9 protein-coding genes are annotated in these 13,566 nt (G+C 40.0%); 4 read left to right on the plus strand and 5 right to left on the minus strand.

Annotation, left to right across the window (positions count from 1 at the left end; translation table 11 throughout):
- Positions 1–14: 14 nt before the first annotated feature.
- The 4 genes from DRF60_RS00855 to DRF60_RS00870 all read left to right on the plus strand — a co-directional run bounded on the left by DRF60_RS00855 (position 15) and on the right by DRF60_RS00870 (position 4,542).
- A complete protein-coding gene (locus tag DRF60_RS00855; protein WP_002982671.1) occupies positions 15–701 on the plus strand; it encodes a response regulator transcription factor in 687 nt (228 codons plus the stop codon).
- A gap of 78 nt (positions 702–779) precedes the next feature.
- A complete protein-coding gene (locus DRF60_RS00860; RefSeq protein ID WP_116010239.1) occupies positions 780–1,412 on the plus strand; it encodes a hypothetical protein in 633 nt (210 codons plus the stop codon).
- A 19-nt stretch (positions 1,413–1,431) separates the two neighbouring features.
- Positions 1,432–1,791 (plus strand): hypothetical protein, encoded by a 360-nt coding sequence (locus tag DRF60_RS00865; RefSeq protein ID WP_167443694.1) that lies wholly within the window; start codon positions 1,432–1,434, stop codon positions 1,789–1,791.
- 66 nt (positions 1,792–1,857) lie between these two features.
- Positions 1,858–4,542, plus strand: a complete 2,685-nt coding sequence (locus DRF60_RS00870) for a TonB-dependent receptor domain-containing protein (protein WP_185144560.1) — start codon at positions 1,858–1,860, stop codon at positions 4,540–4,542.
- Positions 4,543–5,045: 503 nt separating this feature from the next.
- Here DRF60_RS00870 and DRF60_RS00875 read toward each other — a convergent pair.
- From DRF60_RS00875 to DRF60_RS00895, 5 genes are all read right to left on the minus strand, one after another.
- Positions 5,046–5,543: a cupin domain-containing protein gene (locus DRF60_RS00875; RefSeq protein WP_116010240.1), complete on the minus strand. Its 498-nt coding sequence runs from the start codon at positions 5,541–5,543 to the stop codon at positions 5,046–5,048.
- Positions 5,544–5,592: 49 nt separating this feature from the next.
- Entirely contained in the window at positions 5,593–7,863 is a 2,271-nt protein-coding gene (locus DRF60_RS00880) for a GH92 family glycosyl hydrolase (RefSeq protein WP_116010241.1), read from the minus strand.
- Positions 7,864–7,867: 4 nt separating this feature from the next.
- A complete protein-coding gene (locus DRF60_RS00885) occupies positions 7,868–8,746 on the minus strand; it encodes an ROK family protein (RefSeq protein WP_238639944.1) in 879 nt (292 codons plus the stop codon).
- A 134-nt stretch (positions 8,747–8,880) separates the two neighbouring features.
- Positions 8,881–11,295: an endo-beta-N-acetylglucosaminidase H gene (locus tag DRF60_RS00890; protein WP_116010243.1), complete on the minus strand. Its 2,415-nt coding sequence runs from the start codon at positions 11,293–11,295 to the stop codon at positions 8,881–8,883.
- Between the two features lie 57 nt (positions 11,296–11,352).
- A complete protein-coding gene (locus DRF60_RS00895) occupies positions 11,353–13,491 on the minus strand; it encodes an endo-beta-N-acetylglucosaminidase H (RefSeq protein WP_116010244.1) in 2,139 nt (712 codons plus the stop codon).
- Positions 13,492–13,566 lie beyond the last annotated feature (75 nt).

Genomic DNA, 13,566 nt, shown 5'->3' on the forward strand with positions numbered 1-13,566 from the left:
TAATTATTAAAATCATGAGCAACAGAATATTATTAGTAGAAGACGATCAGAGTTTCGGAGCGGTGCTAAAGGATTATTTAACGATCAATAACTTTGAGGTAACCCTTGCTACAGACGGAGAACAGGGTTTGAAAGAATTTACAGAAAATGAATTTGATATCTGTATTTTTGACGTGATGATGCCTAAAAAAGACGGGTTTTCATTAGCTGAAGACGTAAAAAAAATCGATAAAAACACCCCTATCATATTTCTTACGGCAAGAAATATGAGAGAAGATATCCTGAAAGGATACCAACTGGGTGCGGACGACTATATTACAAAGCCGTTTGATACAGAACTTCTTTTATATAAGATCAAAGCTATCCTGCAGAGAAGCTCTACTCTAGAAAATGAGGAGCAGGAGCAGTTCAAGATCAGTAATATTTTCTTCGACTCTATGCTGAGACAGCTGAAAGTAGGTGATAAAGAATATAAACTTTCTCCAAAAGAAAATGAGCTGCTAAAACTTCTTTGTATTCACAGAAATGATTTCATGCCGAGAGATCTGGCTTTGAGAAAGATCTGGAAAAAGGAAAACTACTTTACGGCAAGGAGTATGGACGTATATATTGCCAAGCTTCGTAAATTGTTAAAAGACGACGAAGGACTGGAAATCATCAACGTTCACGGAGAAGGATTTAGGCTTTTAGTTAAAAATTAAGCCTAAAAACATATTATAAATATAAAATTAGCAAAACAATTAAAAATGTTTTGCTAATTTTGTTTCATACGATTGGATATGAAAAATACATTTTTGGGCGTTATTGCCATTTCCTTATTAGCAATTTCATGCAATAAAGACGAAAAACCTACTTATTTAAAGGAAGAAGCGGGTGTTCAACAGCCTGCTGTGGCAGTTAATTCAGCTCCTAAAACTTCCCTGATAGATCAGGCAGGCGTACAATCCAATCCAAATCTGGCTTCTATTAGTGCAGCTCCGGGAATTAAAAACCCTCCGCATGGGCAGCCTGGCCACAGATGTGACATCCCGGTAGGACAACCGCTTAATGTAAGTCCAACAGCCATACAGACTGCTCCGGGACAAAATCCCAACAATGCTATTAAAATAGATGCCAATTCTATGTCAGCAGGCAAAGTGGCAATCAACAATAATGCACAGCCGGTTAAAACGGCTCCGGGAATGAATCCTCCGCACGGACAGCCCGGCCACAGATGTGATATCCCGGTGGGACAACCCTTAAACAGTAAGCCAGCGCCAGCTCCAACACCACAACCTGTTCAAAGCGCAGCGCAAAATGTCCCGGGACCGGTAACAGCTGCTCCGCCAACAGGTGAAAAACCCAAGCTGAACCCTGCCCACGGGGAACCTTGGCACAATTGCGCCTTAAAAGTTGGTGATCCTTTGTCATAATTTTTGTATTTTTGCAAAGATGAAGCTGTTTCACATTCTTACAGTTATTTTTTTTCTAGGAATTTTTTTGGTTCCTAAAGACAGCTTCTACTCTCAATCTATGCAGGATACCTGCTGTAAGGCAAAGGCTGAAAAAAGCAGCTGCTGCAAAAATCACACTTCAGAAGACAGCAAGAACAACACAACAAAATCTTCATGTAATGACGATTGCTGCTCAACCTGTGTTGCATGCTATACTTATATAGAAACACCATTTTCAAAGAATTTGCATTTTGAACTGTCTTATTATAAAGCGAATAAAAATCCGCAGTTCCAATATTCACCGCCTCATTTATCAGACCGTTTAAAAGAGATCTGGCAACCTCCTAAACTAGGTTAATTAGCCAACTGGTCGTCCGTTAAAAATTTTAATGGACAGTTTTTATTAATCTAAACTTTTAAACAAATGAAATTATATATTTCCAAGTTCATTCTTGGTCTCATGATCCTGTCTGTACACTTTATATCAGCTCAAAATCTTTCGAAAAGCCAGTTTCAGGTCAAAGGAAACTGTGAAATGTGCAAAGACAGAATTGAAACTGCCGCTAAAAAAGCAGGCGCTAAAACTGCTGCTTACTCTATCGATCTGCAGACTTTAACCCTGGAAACTGACAGCACAGTTTCTACAGACGAAATTTTAAAGAAAGTTGCTGATGCCGGCCACGACAATGAAAAATTCAAATCATCTGATGATACTTATAAAGGTCTCCCGGGATGCTGTCATTATGAAAGAGATCTTCAGCCTTCTCCTACAGAAGCTCACGAGCATCATGCTAAAAAAGAAAATGAATTTTATGTAAAAGGAAATTGTGGCTCATGTAAAGCCAGAATCGAGAAAGCAGCCAAAGCAGCTGGTGCCGATTCCGCAGAATGGAGCGCAGAAAAGCAGACGGTAATTTTAAATTTTGATCCGTCAAAAACCTCATCAGATAAGGTTTTAAAGGCTATTGCCGATGCGGGTCATGACAATGAAAAATACAAATCGTCAGATGATACTTATAAAGGCCTTCCGGGATGTTGTCTGTACGACCGAAACATTCCTTTCGGAGAAGCGAATCCAAAGGTACATTTCGAGGAAGAGGCAAAACATGATGACCACAAAGATCATCAAATTACTCCTGCTGAAAACCATGAACAGCCCGAAAAAAACATTGAAGGAGTCACCGTTACCGGTTCAAAAGCAGCGACTGCATTAAGCAAAAAGGAGGCAGGCCTTGTTTTTAATATTGATAAGAAAGAATTATTGAAAGCAGCTTGCTGTAACCTTTCTGAAAGCTTTGAAACCAATGCAACCGTAGATGTTTCATTCAGCAATGCCGTTACGGGAACCAAGCAGCTGAAAATGCTTGGCCTGGATCAAAAGTATACGAGTTTAACGAAGGAGCTTTTACCGGAGATCAGGGGTCTTGCTTCGGCTTACGGACTGAATTTCATTCCGGGAAGATGGATTGAAAGCATTCAGCTGACAAAAGGCGGAAGTACAGTAACAAACGGATATGAAAGTATCACAGGACAGATCAATACTGAACTTTTGAAGAATGCCAAAAAACCTGAAACTTCCTTAAATATTTTCGCTGATTTCAATGGAAGAGCGGAAGCCAATATTACCAGTGTCTCCCCTATCAATGAGAAATGGTCACAGACATTCTTATTGCACGGAAACGGAACGTTTGGAGATACGGATATGAATCATGATACTTTCCTGGACAGACCCAAGGGAACGCAGATCAATGCAGCCTATCTCCTTAATTACAATGATCTTGAAAAATCGGGATTTGGATCTCATTTCGGGATCAATTTTATAAGAGATGAAAGAACAGCCGGACAGGTTGCTTTTGATAAAAAACTGCCTCAGGACGAACAGGGTGCATATGGTGTGGGCATTGATATTTCAAGATTCCAGGTTTGGAATAAAACAGGGTATGTTTTTAAAGGAAAACCTTACCAGAGTTTAGGCTGGATGAACCAGTATGTGTACCATCAGCAGGACAGCTTTTTCGGACTGAGAAATTATGCCGGGAAGCAACATACTTACTATTCAAATTTAATTTTTGAAAGCATCATCGGGAATACGAACCATAAGTATAAGGCCGGAGCGAGCTTTTTGTATGACGGATATGAAGAAACTTATCTAAAGGACGATATGAAAAGGAATGAAATCGTTCCCGGAATTTTCGCAGAATACACGTTGACCGGATTAAAATATACTTTGGTGGCAGGAGCCAGAGCAGATTTTCATAATCTTGCAGGAACTCAGTTTACTCCGAGGGTTAATTTTAAATATGATTTCACACCGCAGACTATCTTAAGGCTTTCTGCCGGTCGAGGATTCAGAACGGCTAATGTCTTTGCGGAAAACCAGCAGTATTTTGCATCGAACAGAAATATTCAGGTCTTGCAGAACAGCGGAAATATTTATGGATTAAGACCTGAGATTGCTTGGAACTATGGAGCCAGCTTACAGCAGGAATTCAAACTTTTCGGTAGAAAATCTTCCATTGTCGCGGATTTCTTCAGAACGGATTTCCAGGACCAGGTTCTTGTAGATCTTGACAGGTCTCCACAGCAGCTTACTTTTTATAATTTGGAAGGAAAATCTTTTGCAAATTCTTTCCAAACCCAGTGGGATTTTACCCCTTTTAAAAATTTTGATGTAAGGCTGGCCTATAAATATTATGATGTTCAGGCAGATTATATCGATGGCAGAAGAGCAGTTCCGTTCATGGCCAAGCACAGAGGTTTTGTGAATCTTGCCTATGCAACAAATAAAAATGATAACGGAGGATTCTGGAGTTTTGATACCACCCTGAATTGGGTAGGAAAGCAGAGGCTTCCCAATACATCAAGCAACCCTGCTGAATTCCAGTTGCCGGTATATTCTGATTCTTACGCTGTGTTGAATGCGCAGATTTCCAGAAATTTCAATAAAAAGATCAGAGCTTATTTAGGAGGAGAAAACCTTACGTCTTACTATCAGAAAAATGCAATTGTTGATTTCAGAAATCCTTTTGGAAATTATTTTGATGGTGGAATGGTGTACGCCCCTATTATGAAGGCTAATTTTTATGTGGGACTGGATGTGACTTTCTAAATGTTTTTAACACAAATTGAGGAGTATAAAGAATCAACAAGTTGATTAATAAATCTTATCAACTAACAACTATAAGGAGACTGTTTCAAAATCAGTCTCTTTTTTTATTAAGTGATACTGCTGCGACATTTGAAAATCCTTACTTTCAGAATGAAATGACAGAACTAAATTCATGATCAGAAAAAAGTATTTAATGAAACCTTTTCTATAGATAAACATCTATGACTCATCGACATATATCGATACCGTTTATAGGGAATTTTATTTTAGAAATCTGTTACTTTGTACCAGTAAAATTAACCTAACAAGAATTTATTCCAAAACGGGGAATTTTACAAGAAACAAAAATGATGAAACAAAATCTTGATGTACAGGTAACCTCAAGAACTTTCCGAAAACTTAAAAAACACAAATAAGTAAAAAAAATTAACTTGGTTTTAAGGTTATTTGACACCAATAAAAAAGACTGTTTTTGAAACAGTCTTTTTTTATTTTTACAGATATTATCTTCCGAAATCGTCCTGTACCCGTACAATATCATCTTCATCTGAAGGATTGGAAGCATCGGTATGCTGCCAGATTTCCGCTACTACGCCCCAACCGGATAAACCGATCAGCCTGTGTCTTTCCCCCTGCTGAAGCTTGATCTGATCTTTTGGATGGTATTCTTTCAGCTCCCCTTCTTCATCGGTATTGCTTGTTTTGATCCCAACGGTACCTTCCACTACCTGCCAGATTTCAGCTCTGCGGTGATGGTACTGCCAGCTCAGACGGGCATTGGGAGCAACCAAAAGGATTTTAGGGCTTAGCTTTCCTCCAATTTTAAGACTTTCTACATTGATTCCATCAAAGTACTGATTGGCAAAATCCTGAGCCTGATTTTCATCGATCACGAAAAACCCACCCCAAGGCCTTGTATCATCCTTTGCCGCAATAATAAAACCCTGGCTCACTAACATTTTTTCCACCTTATCGAATATTTCTATTTTCTCTGCATTCATAATTTATTCCTGTTCTAAAATTATTTTCAAATATAAAGTTTGTTGATCATTATTCCTTCGACATCGAATAGGGAAAGTCTTTTTCCTCAGAGCCTCTTTCTTTATTGGGCTTATTATCCATCTGGAATTCCAACACAGCTCCATTCATCAGTTCTTTGTGGCTGAGCCAGTTTTTTGAATAAGACCGAAAGTTTACGTTTAGTGATTTAACATATAGATTTTCAGCGCTGTTTTCCGGTGCCTTTATTTCAATTTTCTTACCGTTTTCTAAGTGAATCACAACTTCTTTGAAAAGCGGTGCTCCTAAAACATACTGATCCGTGGCTGGCGTTACCGGATAAAATCCTAACGCTGAGAATACGTACCAGGCGGAAGTCTGTCCGTTGTCTTCATCACCGCAATAGCCGTCCGGTATTGCATAATATAGTTTATCCATCACCTGCCTCGTCCAATACTGTGTTTTGTACGGCGCTCCGGCATAGTTGTATAAATAGATCATATGCTGGATAGGCTGGTTTCCGTGGGCATACTGTCCCATATTCATGATCTGCATTTCACGGATCTCGTGGATAACACTTCCATAATAGCTGTCGTCAAAGACCGGCGGAAGTGAGAAAACCTCATCCAGCTTGGCTTCGAATTTCTTTTTGCCACCCATTAGTTTAGACAAGCCTTCAATATCCTGGAAAACAGACCAGGTATAATGCCAGCTGTTCCCTTCTGTAAAGGCATCGCCCCATTTAAACGGATTGAATGGCGACTGAAATTTTCCGTCTTTATTTTTACCACGCATCAGACCTGTTTCCGGGTCAAATACATTTTTATAGTTGTAGGCTCTTTTTTTATAAATATCAATTTCCGAAGCGGGTTTTCCCAATGCTTTTCCTAACTGATAAATTGCAAAATCATCGTAGGCATACTCCAGAGTTCTGGCTGCATTTTCATTGATCTTTACATCGTAAGGAACGTAGCCTAAAGTATTGTAATATTGCACTCCTCTACGGCCAACGGCATCGATTGGGCCTTCGTTATTGGCTCCATGTTTCACTGCCTGCCAAAGGGTTTCCACATCATATCCGCGAAGTCCTTTGATGTATGCATCTGCCACCACAGATGCTGAATTGTTCCCGATCATAATGTCAGAATATCCCGGGCTGCTCCATTCCGGGAGAAATCCTCCTTCCTTAAAAGTATTGACTAAGCCTTCCTGCATTTCAACATTGATGCTTGGATAAACAAGATTCAGGAAAGGATACAGGGCACGGAAAGTATCCCAAAAACCTGTTCCTGCGAACATTTTCCCATCCAGAATCTTTCCGTTGTAGGGACTCCAGTGTTTTACTTTGTTCTCAGCATCAATCTCGTATAATTTCTGAGGAAAGAACAATGTTCTGTACAGAGAGGAATAAAATGTTCTCATCTGCTGATCAGTTCCGCCTCTTACTTCAATTCTGCCCAGAGTTTTATTCCAGATATTTTTAGCGTCTGTTTTTACCTGTTCAAAATTCCTGCCTGCAATTTCTCTCTTCAGGTTCAGTTCTGCCTGCTCGAAACTAATGAATGAAGAAGCTGTTCTTGCATAAACGCTTTCTTTATTTTTTAATTTAAATCCGACAATTGCCCCGGCATGATCACTTGTGATTTCCAGCTGGTTTTTCACAAAAACACTGTCTTTCCAGGTAGTCGTCAAATCAAAATCCTTATCAAACTGGACCACAAAATAGTTTTTGAAATTGTTATATTTTCCTCTGGAATATTTAGTGGTGTACCCAAGGATTTTTCTTTCTTTGGGAAGAATTTTAATGTAAGATCCTTTGTTCAGGGCATCAATAACGACATATGCACTGTCTGTTTTAGGAAAATCGAATTTGAAGAAAGCTGCTCTTTCTGTGGGAGTAAGCTCTGTGGTCACATTGATATCAGCCAGATAAACGCTGTAGCTGTAAGGTTTTGCATTCTCTGCTTTATGGCTGAACCAGCTTGCCCGTTCTTCTTCCTTAAATTTTAGTTTACCGACTCCCGGCATGATGGCGAAAGCACCGTAATCATTCATCCAGGGAGACGGTTGGTGGGTTTGTTTAAAACCTTTTATTTTGTCTGCGTCGTAGGTATATGCCCATCCGTCACCCATTTTTCCGGTTTGCGGGGTCCAGAGATTCATTCCCCAGGGCAAGCCTATAGCGGGATAAGTATTCCCGTTGGATAAAGATGGCTTGGACTGTGTTCCCATCAAAGGATTCACATAATCGGCAGGAAGTATTTCCTGGCTAAACGCAAAGACATTTAATAGAATAAAAAAACTTGAGAATAAAGACTTCATGATATCATTTTGTTAAATTGATCCTGGCTTTTTTCAAAGCATACCCTGCGGCACCAAGAATAGCCGCATCTTCAAAAATAGCGGAAATTTTAATAGGAAGATTGATTTTATGCTCTTGCAAATGTTGATTTAACCTGTTTTTAAAGTAAGGATAGACTTTTGCTATATTTCCGCCAATCACTAAAATTTCAGGATCATATTTTCTGACATATTTTACAATGAATTCCGCGAAAGAATCTGCGTATTCATCAAAAATTTTGGACTGAATATCTTCCGGCTTATCCAATAAGTCTTTGGTTCCCGATATTTCTCCACCTGTCAGGGCTTTATAATGATTCACGAACCAACGTGTTGCAAGATAATCTTCACAGATAGAATCTTTGAAAGGCGAATCCCACAAATCTTCATCTGACGCTGCCCCTCCATTATAAAGAGCTGTTCCCAATCCTGTTCCTAAGGTAATTCCAAAAATTCTGTTGTAATTCTTTACACAGCCTCCAAAAACTTCACCTTCCAGAAAAGCTCCGGCATCATTCACAAAATGAATCTGATCCGGTGAAATTGAAAGCCTTTCAGCCAATTCTTCTTTAATATTAACCTGATAAATATCCATAAATTTTCCCTGCTGCATCAGCGAAATTCCGTTTTCATAATCGAAAGGACCAGGCATCGCTATACCTATCAGAAGATCCATTTTAACTAAATCAATGGCTACTTTTTCGATAGCTGAGATCCACGCCGAAAAAATCGTTTCCCGGGCACCGAAAGAGTCTACGTATTCTCTTACGTAGGTAGAACTGATAATTTCCCGTTTCTCAGGATCAACCTGAGCCATGGTTATGTGCGAACCTCCAATGTCTATTCCTACAATATTCTGCATCATATTTTGTTTTATTTTCTGTAAATAATTCTTTCTCTTAAAAGGGACAGACAGGAAAGCATTTATACTCCCCGCCTGCCCATCCTAAAATCCCCTAATTTATTTCTACTTTTTATATGTCCACGAGGATTAAGCTATTATTCTATGATCACTTTTCCAGAGTATTTAACCTGGTTGTCTTTTGAATTTATTTTATAAATATAAGTTCCAGCAGATAAATTCTGGCTGCTGATCACCATATCATTTCTATCAACTTTTTTGCTGGCTATTAATTTTCCTGCCATATCATATAACGTGATTTCACTGGCAGATTTATCTTCAATGGTAAAATGAATATCATTTCCTTTTTTAACAGGATTGGGATAAGCATAATTTATGTTGTTTTTTTCTGAAATAATATCTTTTGTTGATAACACTGCGGTACAGGCTACGTCTGTTCTCCAATTGGTATTGGACATTCCGATCAGGGTTGCAAAGTGAGTGTTGGCTGTAGCATCCAGAGCACCGTTTCCACTGCCTTCATTCATTTTCCAATTGGCTTCAAGGTTGGAAGAATTGGCTGGAACATTACAGTTGTTGGCCAGAATTTCTGCAGGTGCCAATGCTCTTTTCCACACTCTGAATTCGTCTAAGAATCCATTAAGGGTACGGGCATTCTCATAATTTCTGGCCAGATAAAGAATGCCATTGGCCGTAAAATTCCCTGAAGCTGCTACACTGGCGTCAAGAACCCCGTTGATGTAGATTTTCATAGTCGAGCCATCATAAGTCGCTGCAATATGATTCCATGTATTGGTAGTAAGCCCTGTAACACTGTTAAGTTTTACCTGAGCAGATCCGAAACTTAATATAAATTGCAGCTTATTATTAGCCAGATTTCCATCTCCAAATCGCAGGATCGCAGAGTTACTATCCCCAACTTCAATTCCAATTACCGATGATATGTAGGGGAAGTTGGGTTTGAAAGCGTTTACTTTGACCCAGCCTTCAAATGTCAACGCATTTCCACTAAGATTAAATTGTCCTGCATTCAGATATTGAGTGCTTCCGTTGAACGAAAGTGATCTCGCACCAGGGCTCTGCACAGGAGCAAATCCACTATTAAAAGCCGTTTCAGCTGAGTATGTGCTTATAGTAGTTCCGCCACATACAGCCTGTACTTTCCATACATAATTTGTATTTTCCATTAGTCCCGGCAAGGTATAAGAGTTTGTAGAAATATTCTGAACATCAGTCCAGGTTGTTGCTGCAGCTGTTTTATACTGTAAATTATAGGATGAGGCACTTCCTACTGCATCCCAAGATATTTTAGTGGTTGTCCCCAAAAAGCTTTCGGATTTCATCCCGGATGGCGTTCCACATGTGCTGCCGGAATTAAAACGGGGAGCAAACAGGTAGGTGCTTTTTATGGTTGCTGAACAGTTCGACTGTATTCTCCAGTCATAATCCGTATTCAGGGTCAGGTTATTAACCATAATATTGTTTCCTGAATAATCGCTTGCCACGTTTGTCCAGGTATTTGAATTGGCTGGTTTATAGTCAATATTGTAGGTTTGGGAAGCATTGCCCGTCCAGTTTAATTTAGCTGAAGTTCCTGTGGTATTCGTCGCTTCAAGTCCTAAGGGCGGATTACATGCATCTCCCTGAGTCCAGGAATAGAGCGGACCGCTAAGCAGTGTATTTTCGTTATATAGAATATTTGAACCCGTACTCAGATAGCTGGCATTGTTAGTTCCATTAAGGTCGTACCACATAAACACTCCATAACTATCATTGATCGTATTGGTAGCAAGAGTGGAAAGTGTAGCGGCAGAAGTGGATTGAGGATTAGTATTCTGTATCCAGGTAGCCGCAGCTGAAAGTTTGGTATTGTTAAGTGGAGGCACTATAGGAGCACTATACGTTCCGTAATACGGATTCCAGCTGTAATTGATATAATTTCCGGCTGCATCGCCGTTGTAGCTTTGTCTTGATGTTGCCGGTCCTAAATAATAAAAGGTGATCAGCTTATCCGGCATTGCTGCCTTTAATTCCTGCAAAAGCATTACAAAAGAGCTGCTGTTGGGCTGTCCTGTCCCATTATTTCCATACCCTGCGTATTCGTCATCCAGATCAATACCGTCCAGGCCATAGGTGTAAACGGTATGGGCAAGCTGCTGTGCGAAATCCCGTGCCGCCTCACGATTCGGGAAGTTTGAAATTCCGGCTCCCTGATGGTTTCCTAAAATATCCAGCAACACCTTGATTCCTTTTTGCTGTAAAGGCCTTACATAAGTGTTCACATCATTCAATACCTTGGTCACATTGTTATTGTTGGAAATATAAGCCCTACTTTTAGAAACATCATAATTAATATTGGCAGCAAAAATAATCGCCACATCAAAAAGCTGTCTGTTGGTATTCTGTAGGGTATAAGATCCTACATTCAGCATATTGTTGTTATTCACCTCTACATAGCAAACCCCTAAAGGATTAAGCTGTTGCGCGTGAAGCATAGATGTCACCTGAGTGGCCAGTGCTATTAAAGCAGTAAAAATGGATTTTTTTTTCATATAATTTTAATTTTTATGGTTGGTAAAATCATTGGGCCTAAGCCCAATGACTGTTTTTTATTTTACAATTAGTTTTTCTGTCTGTTTTAAACCTCCATTCTGAGATTCAAACTGAATGATATAGGTCCCCATCGAAAGTTTAGAGAAATCGTACTGATGATCTCCGGTCTTCAACGTTTTTGTTTCGACAATATTCCCGTTAAAATTATAAACCGATAATTTTCCTCTGTTGTATTCTTCAGGAACAGAAATGATAAGCGGAGAAGATGTACTTACTGGATTTGGGTACAGATTGATCTGCTTTTTAGCGGTTACCTGATCAAGACTTACAGTCTTTTGATTTTTTGCCGCAACTTGATTTTCTGCCGGACATGGTATATCTGTTCCCCAATTGGACGCATCCACACCCGTCAATGTTAATGTCACTCCGTTTCCTGAACTGTCCTGAACCGATGAACCGCTGCCTTCATTGAATTTCCAATAGGCTGCAAGGGAAGCTGCCGGAAGGGTCACATTACACATATTCTGGCTGATTTCTGTCTGGCTCAATGCTCTTTTCCAGACTCTAACCTCATCTACTTTACCGTTGAAGTTTCTGGATGCATTGTATAAATACCCTACATTGAAAGCTCCATTGGAAGAAACGCTTCCGGTCTGAGATTTAGTTGCATCAAGAACTCCATTGATATAGATTTTCATTGCAGAACCATCATATGTTGCTGCAACGTGGTACCATGTATTGGCATTTAATGCTGTGGCAGCAGTCAGTTTTTGCTGTACATTATTAATACTTACCACAAACTGAAGCTTATTATTGGCAATATTGACATCTCCCAAACGCAGGAAAGCTGAATTGCTGTCGCTTACTTCCGTACCCATAACCGATGAGATATATGGTGATGCAGATTTGAAAGATGATGGCTTTATCCACCCTTCCAGAGATAATGCTGATCCGCTCAAAGTGAGGTTCCCGGCTGCACCTGATTCGCTGCTCCCGTCCAGGGAAAGAGAGGTAGAACCTGAAGGAGCTGTTCCTGTTCCGCTGTTAAATCTTGGAGCAAAAATATAAGTGCTTTTTACGCTGCAATTCGTTCTGATTCTCCAGTCATATTCAGTATTGGCAGTTAACCCTGATATGGTTACCGAAGTAGCAGAAACAGCCGTTGCAGCATTGGTCCAGGTGGCAGAGGAAGCCGGTTTATAATCTACATCATACGTATTGGTTCCCACTGCGGACCAGTTCAGTTTTACACTGGTTCCGGCAAGGTTACTGGTAAATAACCCGATAGGAGCATCGCAATTTGTTCCCTGCGTCCACGACTGTAAAGGAGTGCTTAAAACCGTCTGTTCTCCATATAAGGTCTGTGTTCCGGCTGAAAGCTGTGATGTTTCATTGGTTCCGTGCAGATCGTACCACATAAATACTCCGTATCCGCCGTTCTTCGTCTGGGTAGCCAGGCTGGTTGTAGTGGAATTGGAAGTATTTCCCAGCCATACAGCTGCCGGAGAGATCTGTGCATTGGTAAGAGGCGGAACATTAGGGGCGGAAAAAGTTCCGTACATAGCATTCCAGCTGTAGTTGACATAATCCCCTACTCTAAGTCCGTTCCATGAAAGTCTTGAAGCAGCAGGGCCATAGTAATAAAAAGTGATCATTTTATCCGGCAGTAAAGCTTTTAATTCCTGTACAAGCATCACAAAAGAACTTGCATTGGGTTGGCCGGTTCCGTTCTGTCCATAGTCTGAATACTCATCATCGAAGTCAATCCCGTCAAGACCGTAAGTATTTACGGTGTGGGCAAGCTGCTGGGCAAAGTCTCTGGCTGCTTCACGGGTAGGAAAATTACACAGGCCTGCTCCCTGATGGTTTCCCAAAATAGTTAATACCACTTTCATTCCTTTTGCCTGAAGCGGCTTTATGTAGGTATCTGCATTGGTCAGTACTTTCGTAACGTTATTATTACAGTACAGGTAAGGTCTGCTCCTGGCTGTATCGTAATTGATATTCGCTGCAAAAATATTGACCACATTAAACAAATATTTACCTGATGTCTGCAGTTTATATGATCCGGCATTCAGGATATTGTTATTGTTTACTTCCACATAGCATATTCCCGTAGGACTAAGCTGCTGTGCATACAGCACAGGTATTGCATGAATGATCGTTAAGATCAATGTAGTAAGGGCTTTTTTCATAATGTTTTTTAAGTGTTTGTTTTGGTATTATCTAAGATTTTCCATTGAAATTTAAATTTGCAATATACATCCGGG

Origin of the sequence: Chryseobacterium elymi, assembly GCF_003385495.1 — a bacterium.
In the GTDB taxonomy this organism is placed as follows: domain Bacteria; phylum Bacteroidota; class Bacteroidia; order Flavobacteriales; family Weeksellaceae; genus Chryseobacterium; species Chryseobacterium elymi.

Coding starts and splice junctions, on each gene's coding strand:
- DRF60_RS00855 (WP_002982671.1), top strand. CDS start 15: ATGAGCAACAGAATATTATTAGTAGAAGACGATCAGAGTTTCGGAGCG.
- DRF60_RS00865 (WP_167443694.1), top strand. CDS start 1,432: ATGAAGCTGTTTCACATTCTTACAGTTATTTTTTTTCTAGGAATTTTT.
- DRF60_RS00880 (WP_116010241.1), bottom strand. CDS start 7,863: ATGAAGTCTTTATTCTCAAGTTTTTTTATTCTATTAAATGTCTTTGCG.
- DRF60_RS00875 (WP_116010240.1), bottom strand. CDS start 5,543: ATGAATGCAGAGAAAATAGAAATATTCGATAAGGTGGAAAAAATGTTA.
- DRF60_RS00895 (WP_116010244.1), bottom strand. CDS start 13,491: ATGAAAAAAGCCCTTACTACATTGATCTTAACGATCATTCATGCAATA.
- DRF60_RS00860 (WP_116010239.1), top strand. CDS start 780: ATGAAAAATACATTTTTGGGCGTTATTGCCATTTCCTTATTAGCAATT.
- DRF60_RS00870 (WP_185144560.1), top strand. CDS start 1,858: ATGAAATTATATATTTCCAAGTTCATTCTTGGTCTCATGATCCTGTCT.
- DRF60_RS00885 (WP_238639944.1), bottom strand. CDS start 8,746: ATGATGCAGAATATTGTAGGAATAGACATTGGAGGTTCGCACATAACC.
- DRF60_RS00890 (WP_116010243.1), bottom strand. CDS start 11,295: ATGAAAAAAAAATCCATTTTTACTGCTTTAATAGCACTGGCCACTCAG.